Origin of the sequence: Tumebacillus algifaecis, from assembly GCF_002243515.1 — a bacterium.
Classification (GTDB): domain Bacteria; phylum Bacillota; class Bacilli; order Tumebacillales; family Tumebacillaceae; genus Tumebacillus_A; species Tumebacillus_A algifaecis.
The window spans coordinates 1,848,253-1,861,365 of the sequence record NZ_CP022657.1 but is presented as its reverse complement, the minus strand read 5'-3'; the positions used below and the strand labels follow the sequence as shown (position 1 = coordinate 1,861,365).

The window sequence follows — 13,113 nt, the reverse complement described above, 5'->3', positions numbered from 1 at the left end:
TTTGTGGTCATACTATCCGTACAAGTAGATGACGGAGGTGAGTCGCTTGGAGAAGTCTCGCTTCATGCCAAAATTGGACTGGCAAGAGAGTGTGGCCGATCAGCTGTTCGAGCGTGAGAAAGATGGGGAGTGGGATTCGTGGGAGTTGTTCCGTCTGGCGCTTGAGGCGGAAAGAACGCGTGTCGTGCCCAATTTTGATCAGTTGATCTGCATGCAACAACTGCCTTTGATCACACCTTTCCCCCATCAGATCGAGACGGCGAAAAAGGTGCTCAATGAACTGCATGGCCGGGCGATCTTAGCCGATGAGGTCGGGCTTGGCAAAACGATCGAGGCCGGGTTGATTTTGAAGGAGTATCTGATTCGGGGGTTGGTGAAGAAGGTGCTGATCTTGGTGCCTTCTTCTTTGGTGATTCAGTGGGTACGGGAGTTGAGCACCAAGTTTAACATTCAAGCTTGGGCGCAAAAGAACACGTACAGTTGGACCGATTATGAGATTGTCGTCTCTTCGATCGATACAGCGAAGCGCGATGCGCATCGGGAGATCGTACTGGCTCAGGATTGGGACCTCGTGATCGTCGATGAGGCACATAAGCTGAAGAACCGCAAATCGAAAAATTGGGAGCTGATCAATACGCTCCGCAAAAAGTATCTTTTGTTGCTGACGGCCACTCCGGTGCAGAATGATATGAAAGAATTGTATAACTTGATCACTTTGCTCAAACCTGGACAGTTAGGCTCTTCAACCGAATATTCGAGCACATTTGTGGAGAATAAACGCCTCCCCAAAAACCGCACTGAACTGAAGGAAGCGTTGTCCGAAGTGATGATTCGCAATAAACGTTCGGAAGGCGGCGTACAGTTTACCAAACGGATTGTCGAGTCGATCATGCTCGACTTGTCACCCGATGAGCGAGAATTGTACGACAGCGTGAGTGCTTTTATCAAGGAGCAGTATACGGCACTGCGCGAGGAAGGCAAAGGTAACGTGTTGCAGTTGATCAATCTGCAACGTCAGATCTGCTCGTCGCCATATGCTGCGCTCGTCTCGTTGAAAGGGATGAAAGAAAGCGAGAAGACCCCGCATGAGATCAAAGATCGCGTCCAGCATCTGTATGAGTTGGCCGAAAGTATCCCAGCCTATACCAAGGTCAATAAATGCATTGAACTGTTGAAGCAAATCGATGATAAGGTGATCATTTTTACAGAGTACAGAGCCACTCAGGATTTTATTTTATACATGTTGCAGCAAAACGGAATCAAAGCTGTGATGTTTCGCGGCGGGTTTAAGAAGAGTAAAAAGGATTGGATGACCGAGTTGTTTAAAAATCGATTTCAGGTGCTCGTTGCGACAGAAGCAGGCGGTGAGGGGATCAATTTGCAGTTTTGTCATCATGTGATCAACTTTGACTTACCCTGGAACCCCATGCGGGTCGAACAACGGATTGGACGGGTGCATCGGTTGGGACAGACGAATGACGTCAACGTCTACAATCTATCGACCAGAGGAACGATCGAGGAGCATATTGTCGGATTGCTCAATGAAAAGATCACGATGTTCGAACTGGTGATCGGCGAGTTGGATCTGATCCTAGGCAATTTAAAAGTGGGGCGACAGTTTGATCATGACATGATGGATTTGTTGGTTAATGGCGCCTCGCAGGACGAGTTGCAGGCAAAATATGAGGAATTGGGCGAGAAGTTGAAGGAAGCTTCGGTCAAGATGTAGCGCACTGGCACTGTTGATCGCTGCGGACAGCTAGCGAAACTCGATGGCAGCAGCGGCGGAAAGGAGGGTTTTTGTGGAGAATCAGCAGGAGATTCAAGATTTTTGCCGGCGCTATTTCCAAGCGGTCGGAGCTACAATTTTAGTGGATCAGGTCAACTTCTTACAGGTCGAACTGCCACGGGATGTGGACAAGGAGTTAACCGATCGTCCCTATTACTGGATGTATGTAGAGGCGATAGGTCAGGAGGTGCCCAATTCGGTGCTCTCTTTAGCGTTCGATCCGGATCTGGTCATCGAGGGTGTTGAGCGCATGGAGTTTGTGACGCTCGGGAGTTTTCGACTGAATAAGATCATCGAGTCAACGCAAAAACGCGGTCGCGTGACAAAAGCCTATCAACTGGTGAACGCGAAGCCACTCGCTCCCTATTTGATGACAACATTTAAGCTGTCCTATATTGCCGATCGCAGGCGTGATGAGATCGTATCGTATGGCGTTCATCTCGGCACAGGTGAGGTGGTGCCAGAATTTGATGCTCGCCTTGCCAATCTCCCCTTTCGAGAGACCCCCCCTGCTGCCGCCATGCTTCAGCCTGTCCAACTGTCACTAGCGGAAGGGTATCGACGATTGAAAGCGAGCTTGACCGAGCAGATCGAAAGGCTGGATCATTCGTGGGCTGAGCAAGCGGAGGCACATCTGGCCCAAGAATTGGAGCAGTTGGAAACCTATTATGAGTCGCTCGGACTGCTCCATGCCGATGAGTCCAAAACGGCTGTTGAACAAGAGAAAAAGGCTGCGCTGTACGCAGCCGAACGGGAACTGCGGGTCGCTGAGCTAAGATGGCGCTGCGCTCCACGCGTGCAGATCGAACCGTTTCATTTTGGCTGGGTGTATGTGGCAGACGACTCGGTCAGGAACACGTTCACCGGAAATCGGCTGTCGATGTAGACCGCCGCGCGATCCTGAGCAAAGGGGTCCTGAACTTTTACATATCGCCCACTCTCAAGCGCCACAACTTTTGTCACTTGCAAGGTGACGTATAATTTGCCCGGTATGGCGTCATAGACGATGTAGGACGGTGCTGAAAAGGTGTCTCCTGCTGCATAGGTCTGTAGCGGGTAGACGCCTTTTTGATTGGCCGCCTGTAGTTGGAACTGCCCGAATCGGCCCGTGGCATAGAGCGCATCGCTTTCGGTCGATGTGGAGCTTGCAACATCATACTCCGCCAGAATTGGTGATGTTTGAGCAACGTCCATGACCGGAACTTTGCTTCTCACTTCTCCCCAAGGGAGGGTCTCCCCGGTCAGCAGATTGTAAAGGTCGAGGGTTGCCCCGTCGTGGTCATGCCCGTAATAGACAAGGTGCAGCATCGGTCCAGCGTAAAGATATCCACTTTCTAACAATTGGCTTTCCACTTCTTCAGGCGGCATCCGGGCTTGTTGACGCCCAAATTCGAACAGGCGCTGCCCATCGGGCGTCGTGACGACATAACCGGCTGGCTGACCATCGCTTTGGATGTGATAGAGCAAGGCGTTTTGCCGACCCACTGTGTTGTGAAGCACACGCACAAACTGAGCAGTGGCGCCTTGCCATCCGGAAAATTCGCTGAGTTTGGCAACGCGCTGCAAGAGAGCGGTAATGTCGGGGGCTTCGGAAAGCTGCGGGGTGCGTATGTTCAGATCTTTTTGTCGCTGTTGTGCAGGTTGCGTCGCGGTTACAGGTGCTTCTGCGAGAGTGGATATGGCGGAGCTAGTCGCAAACAGGATCATCAGCATCGTGATGGTGCGGATTTTCTGGCCCATGGTCTTCACTCCTTTGGCAGATGGTGCCTGGTTCGGTGCCTCTGCTTTTAGAGTAACGAGTCTGGCATGCAATGTTTGTTAAAACCTGTCGGGCGTTCTGATAAATTTTTTGACAAAAAAAACGACCCTCCGTGAGGAGAGTCGTTTGTTGTCGTTTATATAACTTACTTCGGTTCGAGGCCCATAACTTCGATCGCTTTACGAACCGGGTCAAAGTTCTTGTCGTCGGAAACCACGAGGTTGTCGAAGGAGTAGATCTCTTTACCGATCTTTTTACCTTCGTCAGTTTTCATGATCGCGATGAACGCGTCTTGAACTTTTTTGTTGAACTCATCGGAGAAACCGTTGCGGATCGAAACGGTGTCGTTCGGGATCGGCTCGGAGTATGCGAACGGTACGAGCTTGGTGGTTGCATCCGGAACTTCTTTGGTGATAACGGTACGAGCGTCTTCGAATACGGTCGCAACGTCAACGTCACCGCGTACCAGCGCCATCAGCGCTTTGTCGTGACCGCCAGCGAGGGTTGCTTTTACGTCGGTTTCCGGGTTGATGTTGACACCTTTCAGCATAACAGCCGGGTAGATGTAACCAGCTGCGGAAGCTGCGTCAACAAACGCTACTTTCTTACCTTTTACATCTTCAACTTTGTTCAGGGTCGTGTCATCAGCACGTTTTACGAACATGGCACGATAGGACGGCGAACCGTTACGCTCAGTTTGCAGCAGGACTTTAACTGCTTTCTTCTTGTCATGTGCAAATACGTAGTTGATCGGGTTCAGGAAGCCAACGTCTACTTTCTTCGCTGCCATACCTTCAACCAGACCGTTGAAGTTGGTGGTAACTTGTACTTCTACCGGAATTCCCAGCTCTTTGGAGAGCAGGTCGCCCAGCGGCTTTGCTTTTGCCGACAGGTTTTCCGCGTTTTGGGACGGAATGAAGCCTACTGTCAGTTTCTCCGGATCTTTTTCGGCCTTCGCTGCTTCGCCGCCTTTTTCTTTTTCATCGGTGCCACAACCAACGATGGTTGCTGCCAAAGCCAAAGTCATACCAACTGCAAAAGTCTTTTTGAACATTCGTTTTTTCCCCCAAATGTGTAAATAGGATCATTTAATGGGCTATTGCCACGATTAGTATAGCACATTCGTTCCAAAAAGAAATATCGGTTTTTTGTAGTTTTCGTTATCAAACGCAACAAAACGACAACAATAGGTTCACCAATCTGGCAATTTCTTCTGTTTTCTCTAGCGGACGTGCTTTCTTACTCTTTCTAAGACGCCTTTCAAGTCTTGATGAGCCATTCGCAGCAGTTCGAGCTGTTTGCCCTTCAATCGCTCGAGTTCCCCTGTCAGTGTCCGCAATCGTTTCAGATCGCGCTCGCTACGGGCGGCCTGGATTTTCTTTTTCAATGCTTCTCCCTGTTTGTGCAGGACATAGGCGCTGTTCAAGCGCTTATGAAAGCTTTGCAATTCTTGCTCTACTTGCGCGTGAAGCCCTTTGTCTCCCCCATCGTGTAGCAATTGGCGCAGTTCATAGCGGTTGTCTCGCATCTGGTGATTGAGTTGGCGAATATGGTGCTCCTTTTGTTTGATCGAACCCAATTGTCCGCGAAGCTCAGTCAGTTCGGCCTTGGTCTCTTGCGTCACAGGGGGCTGTTCCAGCACAGTTTCGGCAGATGCCACAGCGCTCACGCTTACTATCAGCACGGTTAGGAGAGATCGTGTGCTCAAGTTGCGCAGCCACTTGTTCAAATGATCCTCACCTCTTACCTGCTAGTATGAGTAGCTCCGCGTTTCTCTATGTATGTCATGTATAGAAAAGAGGAGGACCTGTTCAGTCCTCCTCAAGCATCTAAAAATTCAACTTGGCTCAGCCTTGCATCTTTGCCTGTCAAACGACCGATGCGCGTCATTTGCACGATGCGCGAAATCATCGCATCGACCGTTTTGGTCGAATCGTAAAATGTTTTGTAAACGGCGGGCGGCTCGTAGTTCGACGTAAACAAGGTCGGCAACCGATTGGAAAAACGATGGTTGATGATCCGAAACATCTTGTCGAGCGTAAACTCATTCGCACGCTCCTGTGCAAATTCGTCGATCGCTAGCACCGGAACGGTGCAGTATTTTTCCAGCACCGCTTCCATGTCCTGCCCGCTTGCCGCCATACCGCGAAGTTTGTCAAAAATGGTGTCGGCGCGCACAAAGATGTTCGGAACCTGCCGATCATCAAGCATGTTACAGATGGCCAGCATCAGGTGCGTTTTCCCAACACCCGGAGATCCAAAGATATAAAGCCCTTTAAAAGCGGCCGCCTGTTCCAGCGGATTGCGGCGATGGTCGTATCCACTGGCGAACTCCATCGCCGCCGCATACAGCTCCGGGTGTTTGCGGGCCTGTTCCTGCGGGAAATTTTCAAAGCGATACTCTTTATCGGTAAACGTCTTTTCAGAAAACTCACGCAGGCTCGACGCTTCCCGCATTTCAATATGTTTTAAAAAGGGGTTGCAAGGGCCGGTGCGAACGGTCAACTGATCCTGATACAGGTCAAGATAGTCGTACAGGCCTTTGGAGTCGCCTTCTTTCCCACACTTGTCGTAGCCTTGGCAGTTGCCGCAGATCCGCTCCTGTTTGATCAAATCGAGCAAAAGGATCGCGCCTCGCTTGATCGTTTGATCGTTCACATCAAACGATCTCAAAAGCGGCAGCCGTTCCCGAAAATAGTCGGGCGAATAGTCGAACTGCCCTTTCAATCGCGCGGCAATGCCCATTGCCGAACCGATGTGCTCCATTGCATACCCTCCTCTCAGGTCTTCTGATGAATATGATCGATGTGCATATACGATTTAGAGTACCATGAGGTCAAGCGCCTCCTCAAGATACGAAATCTGACAGATTAGGCGTACCCGACCACTTCTGCTTTCCGCACGCCAAGTAGCGCTTCTAAACTTTCGAGCAGTTCGTCCACCGAGTTGGTCAAATGCTGCACTTCGACGGTCATCGTCAAGTGGGCAGCTTGGCTCATCGGAATCCCTTGGTTGATCGTGATGATGTTGCCGCCTTGTTTGGCAATTGAATTGAGCACGGCTGACAGCACCCCTTGCCGATGCTCCAGAATCAGGGATAAGGTGATCAATCTTCCTTGCCCTTCCTCTTCATAGAGAAAAACAAGATCCCGATATTTATAAAAAGCGGATCGCGATAAGCCGGCCAGATTGACCGCATCATGCACGGTGTTTGCCTCGCCGCGGGCCAGCATGTCTTTGACTTGTACCGTTTTGATCATCGCTTCTGGCATAATGTCCTCGGCGACCAGGAAAAAGCGGCGACGCTTGGAACTCAAGTTCGAACCCTCCTCGAATTTAACTTTCATTTCTATTCTATAGAAATTACGAACTATTTAATAGTCTATCTCCACAAAAAGACCCTCTGCCAGAACAGAGGGCCTGTGGAGTTGCGCGAAGCGCTTAATTCGCCACCAGCGGCGCGTTGTGCTCGCGGCGCGTTTTGACAGTTGGCGGTACTTGCGGGGCGATCGTCACGGAACGCTCGACATAAATCTGGTGCCACATCATGAAGACGAGGATCGTCCAGACTTTGCGCGCGTTGTCACGAACGCCATTTTTATGGTCTTCCAACATCTGCATCACATACTGCTTGTTGATCAAATGATCGATCGGGCTCGCATCGATCAGTTCACGTGCCCACTGATAGTGCTCTTTTTTCAACCAGTGACGAGTCGGCACTGGGAAGCCCAACTTCGGACGTTCTGCGACTTCTTTGGGTAGAATATCGCGTACCGCTTCCCGCAGCACATATTTGGTCGTACCGTTCATCGTGCGATAGTGCGCCGGGATTTTAGCGGCAAATTCAAACACTTCTTTATCGAGAAACGGGACGCGAAGCTCCAACGAATTGGCCATCGTCATCTTGTCTGCCTTCATCAAAATGTCGCCTGGCAACCAAGTATGGAAATCGAGATACTGCATCTTCGTCACATCATCATAGCCTGCCGCACGGTCATAGTACGGTTGAGTGATGTCCAGATAGCGACGAAGACCCATCGCTTCAGGATTCATCCGCACGAATTCCTCTTTCATCTGCTCACCGAAGATGAATGCGTTACCGACGAAGCGCTCAGGAAGCGTCTTGCCGCCGCGCATGAAGAAGGAACGACCTTTCATGCCTTCTGGGAACTTCTCGGCCAGCGATCCTAACGTGCGGCGCATCGACATCGGCAGATAATCGAACATTTTCAAAGACAAGGGCTCCCGATAGATCGTGTAGCCGCCAAACACTTCGTCCGCGCCTTCGCCAGACAAGACCACGGTGACATAGCGGCTGGCCAGCTCAGCAACAAAATAGAGGGCGATCGCAGACGGGTCGGCGATCGGTTCGTCTTGGTGGAACATCAGGCGCGGCAAGACATCGAGATATTCTTTGGCCGTGATGATCGTGTCGCGATGTTCGGTGCCTAAAATGTTCGCCGTCTCACGGGCATAGCCGACTTCCGACTGCCCACCCGCCCCTTCGAATCCAACGGTAAACGTCTTGACTTGCTCCAGTTCTTTGAGCAGGGAGACGATGGTCGAAGAGTCAACGCCAGAAGAGAGAAACGCGCCGCGCGGCACATCGGAGTTCATGTGTGCTTTTACGGAGTTGCGCAGGATCTCCTGAGTGCCTTCGATGTAATAGGACAGCGGACGATCTTCCGGTTCAAAGGAGAGGTCCCAATAACGCTCAATCTTGATCTTGCCACCTTTGATCACCATATAGTGGGCAGCCGGCAATTTGTGAATGCCCTTAAACATCGTCAGCGGGTCTGGAGCGTACTGGAAGGTCAAATAGTTCCAGAACGACTCCGGATTGACTTCGCGCGCGACACCAGGCACTTCGAGCAATGATTTGATCTCAGAGCCCCAAGCGATCGAGTCGGCCGTTTCCGTATAATAGCACGGCTTGATCCCAAAATGGTCGCGTGCAATCATCACCAGATCATTTTTCGTATCATAGATCGCAAAGGCGAACATGCCGCGTAACTCTTTCACGCAGTCAACGCCTTTTTCTTCATACAGGTGAACGATGACCTCAGTGTCACATTCGGTCTGGAACTGATGACCTCGCTCCAGAAGCCATTTGCGAAGCTCTTGGAAGTTGTAAATCTCACCATTAAATGAGATCCAGACCGTTCCATCTTCATTCGGCATCGGCTGGTGCCCGCCTTCTAAGTCGATGATCGACAAGCGGCGAAACCCGAGCCCGACCGGCCCGTCGAAGTGAACGCCCGAATCATCCGGACCACGGTGTACGATTTGAGCATGCATCCGCTCGAGTACCTGTTCGTCAACCCCACGCCCGGTTTTGTTGTACATTCCCACGATGCCACACATCTATGTAAAACCTCGCTTTCCGTATAAAAGACGATAAAAATCACTTTGTTTGTAGCAGAACTATTAAAGTGTAGTCTCTTTCATTCTGCTCGTCAACGCGAAGAACTAGACAGATTTTGCATGATTTCGGTCTTGATCGACTCTATGGAGCGACCAGTCGTGTCCACCGTTAAATTCGCAAAATCATAGTAACCCTTGCGCTGTTCGATCATCTCCCTAATTCGTGTGCGCAACTCGCCCTGGCTTTGCAAAAGCGGGCGGTTGCGATCCTGTTCCACACGGATTGCGATCTCATCGACCGATGCGGTGAGCGCGATCACATAGCCGCTCTTGCTCATCAGTTCGCGGTTGGCCGAACTCAGCACGGCCCCGCCTCCGGTGGTGATCACCGCATCCTGACAGTGTGACAATTCGGCCAGCATTTCGCATTCTTTGCGCCGAAAGTACGCTTCGCCTTTTTCGGCAAACAGTTCCGAAATCTCCATGCCCTCCCGCGACACGATCTCCCGATCACTGTCATAGAGCGCAAACTGCAGCTCTTCGGCCAAAGCATGCCCGATCGTCGTTTTGCCCGTGCCCATAAACCCGATCAGAAAGAGTCGCCTCTCCATATTATTCGCTCCTTGTCACAATCTTTTGGACTCATCATAATATGACGTAATAAAACGAGCTACCGTCACAGCATGTCATGAAAAAATTACGTGTTTCGTAATAATTAGCTCAGCGACATGGCTCGGAATCAAGCTGCACTATGTTACAATGAAGGCGTCATTGTAACATAATCAAGACAGTTGATCGTAAAGGAGCTATGCACCATGTGGGAAAGCTTTCTGTACTGGATGGGCGGAGCGACAATTTGGGACTGGGTCTGGCACATTGTTGCAGTCGTTATCGCGCTATATTTGAGCGTGCCCGGCCTCTGGTGGCCGTACGTAGAAAAATATATGAAAAAGAAAGAAGAGCGCGAAGCTATCAAACAAGCCGAATTGCAAACGCACGCTGAAGCATCCAAAGGAAAATAAGGCAGTGCCGAACAAGCTCCAGGGCGACACTGGGGCTTGTTTGTTGCATTCGATTGAATGGGGATAATAGCAATGCTGCTCTGCTTCTCGTTTGCAAGTAGGCAGAGGCGAAGAGCATGTGGAAAACTGGCCGAGCAATGCAACTCGAGGGGGTTAGGCGTTGTAGTTCAGCGTCGTCAAACACCATGTCTAACCTGCCTCTCGGTTGCAAGTAGGCAGTACCGAAGAACATGCGGAAAAACTGGCCGTGCAACGCAACTCGAGGGTGTAAGTCGTTGCAGTTCAACTTCTTCATTCTCCATGTCTGCCCTTTCTCTCGGTTTCAAGTAGGCAGTTCCGAAGAACATGCGGAAAAACTGGCCGTGCAACGCAACTCGAGGGTGTAAGTCGTTGCAGTTCAACTTCGTCAATCTCCAAGCCATGCCTCGTCGCCCTTCACAAGTTCGCGTACGGTAAACGACCTGTGCAACTGCTCCTATATTTGACAGCATCCTCCTCAAATCAAAAATCAGTACATACGATCAAGCGTCCCAGCGGAGGACGCTTTTCTTATTTCGATACTTTTAGCTAAAATCTCCTCAGGACAAAAGTAAAGTTATGGAGAATACAGAGTTGCAAAACATACCATTGATCATCTATTAATGAATATGGACAATAAATTAATTTTTGTCATTTACATGAGCGCCAGTCTGGTGCTATTATATGGTCAACCAATGAAATAAACCAAATTAAGAGAGGTTGCCATTTAATGAAAGAGAACCAGATTTCAACCCTTTCCATTGCGTCCGCCCTCGTGTTGTCCATGGCTGCGCTGAGTTCCGTTCCGGTCTCTGCGGCACAAACACTTCCATCAAAAGCGGCCGAGATGCAAGATTTCGCAAATTTCTCTCGATATGAAAATTCAAAAAAGAATGACAAAATTTCTTGGAACACCGAAAAGAACATCCCAAACTTTGTGTCTGGCAGGCTGTCTTCACGAGAAGTGCGCACGTCAACCGATGCGATTTCTGTCCTGGAAGAAAACCGTGACCTGTTCCAGATCGAGTCTGCCAGAATGGAAATGATGCTGTTCGATCAGATCACCGATCAGCATGGTAAAGCGTTTAAATTTCGTCAAACACACCGAGGTGTCCCCGTCTTTGGCAACGAGTTGATCGTGCATACCAATACAACTGGTGCCGTGACCTCTGTCAACGGCTACTATGATCCGCTGCTAAAAACCAAGGGCGTCAATGTTAAACCTACACTCTCCAAAGCTGATGCGCTATCCGTTGCAAAAAAGTCGCTCAAACTGAGCGAAACAGCAGTGTTCGATGTGCAAGAGTCCACATTAACCGTGTATGAAGCGAGCCCCAGCAACTACCATCTGGCCTATCTGGTGACCCTTTCGGCGTTCGACGATACTCCGGTCTATGCAGATCTGCTGATCGACGCACATGACGGTTCGATTCTAAACACGATCTCTAAATTGCAAACTGCGTCTGTGATCGGCACGGGGATCGGCGTTTTGGATGATACCAAATCATTGAACATCGAATCTGCGACAGGGCTCTATTTCATGAGCGACCTGAGCAAGCCCATGTTTGCTATGGGCGGAAAAATCGAGACTTACTCGACAGCTCACAGCCTGTCACTGCCCGGAACGCTGATCTCGAGTACAGACAACATCTGGACCGACAAATCGGCCGTCGATGCCCATTTTTATGCGGGGCTGGTGTACGACTACTATTATTCGGTACATGGTCGCAACTCGTTCGATAACAAAGGGGCGACGATCAAGTCGTCTGTTCACTACAGTACGAACTACAACAATGCATTTTGGAACGGTACACAGATGGTTTACGGAGACGGTGACGGCACCAACTATCTCGCTTTCTCTGGGGCTCTCGATGTTGTCGCCCACGAGTTGACCCACGCAGTCACCGCAAAGACGGCCGGGCTGATCTATCAAGACCAGCCGGGATCTTTGAATGAGTCATTCTCCGACGTGTTCGGGGAATTGATCGAAAATAAGCCGAACAACAACTGGCTGATCGGAGATTCGATCTATACGCCAACCATCGCAGGTGACGCGATGCGATCACTGGCCAATCCCAGCCTGTTCGACCAACCTGATCACATGTCCAATTATGTGTACACGTCGGCTGACAACGGTGGTGTCCATACCAACTCTGGCATTCCCAACAAAGCATTCTACAACTTTGTCACCGCGCCAGGCATCACTCAACACAAGGCGGGCAAAGTGTGGTACCGGGCACTGACCCAATATTTAACCCCTAAATCGCTGTTCATCGATGCGCGCAATGCGACTCGCCAAGCTGCGATCGATCTGTACGGAGCGAGTTCCCCAGAAGTGACTGCTGTCGTGAATGCGTGGGAGAGCGTGGGCGTGAATGATTCGCTCGGCGACCCATTTGAACCGAACAACACTCTGGAAACGGCATACGAGCCGGTGATCTCCGATACCACCTACAATGGACGGATCACATCGGCCGACGATGTCGATTGGTTCAAGTTCACCCCGAGCACGGCAGGTAGCGTGACCGTTTTGATGAACAACATGGCGTTCGACTACGATCTTGCTGTATATGATGCCAATTCGAATCTGATCGGGCAATCGACCAATCGCGGCAATGCACCAGAGACGGTGATGTTTAACGGGCTGGCTGGTGCCTCCTACTATATTAAAGTTGTCGGTTATAACGGGGCACACAGCGCCACTTCTGTCTACACGCTGAAGGCGACGTTCCCAACGACGACGACCAACAAATGGTTCTATGAGACCCTCCAAATGGACACACCGCATCCATACCCAGTCAACTATAATAACCGCTATCAGCACACCTATCGAAAGCCTGGAGCACAAAAAGTCGGCCTGCACTTCTCTCGTTTTGAAACGGAACAAACGTATGACTACGTGCAAATCCGTGACAAAAATGACCTGACTCTCTACACCTACAGCGGTACATTAGCTGGCTTTTGGGTGGTTGTGGATGGCGATGAAGCATCGGCAGTTTTACACAGTGACGGTTCGGTGACCGCATATGGCTATACGATCGACCAAGTGGCGTACTACAATCCGAGTGCGATCAACACCACAGGAATGCTGACTGAAGAGCCGCGAACAACTTTTGTAGACCCAATCGAGGACTAGAACTTTCATCCTGCTAGAAGAACCC

11 protein-coding genes are annotated in these 13,113 nt (G+C 50.4%); 4 read left to right on the top strand and 7 right to left on the bottom strand.

Annotated features, from left to right (window positions below; genetic code table 11):
• Positions 1-46 precede the first annotated feature (46 nt).
• Positions 47-1,729, top strand: a complete 1,683-nt coding sequence (locus CIG75_RS08250) for a DEAD/DEAH box helicase (RefSeq protein ID WP_227874384.1) — start codon at positions 47-49, stop codon at positions 1,727-1,729.
• 73 nt (positions 1,730-1,802) lie between these two features.
• Positions 1,803-2,675, top strand: coding sequence for a YqhG family protein (locus tag CIG75_RS08245; protein WP_157729451.1), 873 nt, complete (start codon positions 1,803-1,805; stop codon positions 2,673-2,675).
• On the opposite strand, the gene CIG75_RS08240 is transcribed toward CIG75_RS08245, so the two are convergent.
• The 7 genes from CIG75_RS08240 to CIG75_RS08210 form a co-directional block, all read right to left on the bottom strand.
• Positions 2,603-3,529: a hypothetical protein gene (locus CIG75_RS08240; protein WP_094236226.1), complete on the bottom strand. Its 927-nt coding sequence runs from the start codon at positions 3,527-3,529 to the stop codon at positions 2,603-2,605. The genes CIG75_RS08245 and CIG75_RS08240 overlap by 73 nt on opposite strands.
• A gap of 164 nt (positions 3,530-3,693) precedes the next feature.
• On the bottom strand, positions 3,694-4,602 hold the full coding sequence (locus CIG75_RS08235; protein ID WP_094236225.1) for a phosphate/phosphite/phosphonate ABC transporter substrate-binding protein: 909 nt from the start codon (positions 4,600-4,602) through the stop codon (positions 3,694-3,696).
• A gap of 168 nt (positions 4,603-4,770) precedes the next feature.
• Positions 4,771-5,277: a hypothetical protein gene (locus tag CIG75_RS08230; RefSeq protein ID WP_094236224.1), complete on the bottom strand. Its 507-nt coding sequence runs from the start codon at positions 5,275-5,277 to the stop codon at positions 4,771-4,773.
• Between the two features lie 92 nt (positions 5,278-5,369).
• Positions 5,370-6,314 carry an AFG1/ZapE family ATPase gene (gene zapE, locus CIG75_RS08225; protein WP_094236223.1) on the bottom strand — a complete coding sequence of 315 codons (945 nt, stop codon included), beginning with the start codon at positions 6,312-6,314 and terminating at the stop codon, positions 5,370-5,372.
• 104 nt (positions 6,315-6,418) lie between these two features.
• Complete coding sequence (locus CIG75_RS08220; protein ID WP_227874383.1) at positions 6,419-6,865, bottom strand: ACT domain-containing protein; 447 nt, start codon at positions 6,863-6,865, stop codon at positions 6,419-6,421.
• Between the two features lie 124 nt (positions 6,866-6,989).
• A complete protein-coding gene (gene asnB, locus CIG75_RS08215) occupies positions 6,990-8,912 on the bottom strand; it encodes an asparagine synthase (glutamine-hydrolyzing) (RefSeq protein WP_094236221.1) in 1,923 nt (640 codons plus the stop codon).
• Positions 8,913-9,004: 92 nt separating this feature from the next.
• Positions 9,005-9,523, bottom strand: coding sequence for a shikimate kinase (locus tag CIG75_RS08210; RefSeq protein ID WP_094236220.1), 519 nt, complete (start codon positions 9,521-9,523; stop codon positions 9,005-9,007).
• A gap of 204 nt (positions 9,524-9,727) precedes the next feature.
• On the opposite strand from CIG75_RS08210, the gene CIG75_RS08205 reads away from it, so the two are divergent.
• Positions 9,728-9,934, top strand: coding sequence for a hypothetical protein (locus tag CIG75_RS08205; protein ID WP_094236219.1), 207 nt, complete (start codon positions 9,728-9,730; stop codon positions 9,932-9,934).
• Positions 9,935-10,682: 748 nt separating this feature from the next.
• The gene (locus tag CIG75_RS08200) at positions 10,683-13,088 is read left to right on the top strand and encodes a M4 family metallopeptidase (RefSeq protein WP_094236218.1); all 2,406 of its coding nucleotides are present in this window, start codon (positions 10,683-10,685) and stop codon (positions 13,086-13,088) included.
• Positions 13,089-13,113 lie beyond the last annotated feature (25 nt).

Bases quoted from the DNA above. Each gene is read 5' to 3' on its own strand.
- CIG75_RS08210 (WP_094236220.1), bottom strand. From the start codon at position 9,523: ATGGAGAGGCGACTCTTTCTGATCGGGTTTATGGGCACGGGCAAAACG.
- CIG75_RS08240 (WP_094236226.1), bottom strand. From the start codon at position 3,529: ATGGGCCAGAAAATCCGCACCATCACGATGCTGATGATCCTGTTTGCG.
- CIG75_RS08200 (WP_094236218.1), top strand. From the start codon at position 10,683: ATGAAAGAGAACCAGATTTCAACCCTTTCCATTGCGTCCGCCCTCGTG.
- asnB (WP_094236221.1), bottom strand. From the start codon at position 8,912: ATGTGTGGCATCGTGGGAATGTACAACAAAACCGGGCGTGGGGTTGAC.
- CIG75_RS08205 (WP_094236219.1), top strand. From the start codon at position 9,728: ATGTGGGAAAGCTTTCTGTACTGGATGGGCGGAGCGACAATTTGGGAC.
- zapE (WP_094236223.1), bottom strand. From the start codon at position 6,314: ATGGAGCACATCGGTTCGGCAATGGGCATTGCCGCGCGATTGAAAGGG.
- CIG75_RS08235 (WP_094236225.1), bottom strand. From the start codon at position 4,602: ATGTTCAAAAAGACTTTTGCAGTTGGTATGACTTTGGCTTTGGCAGCA.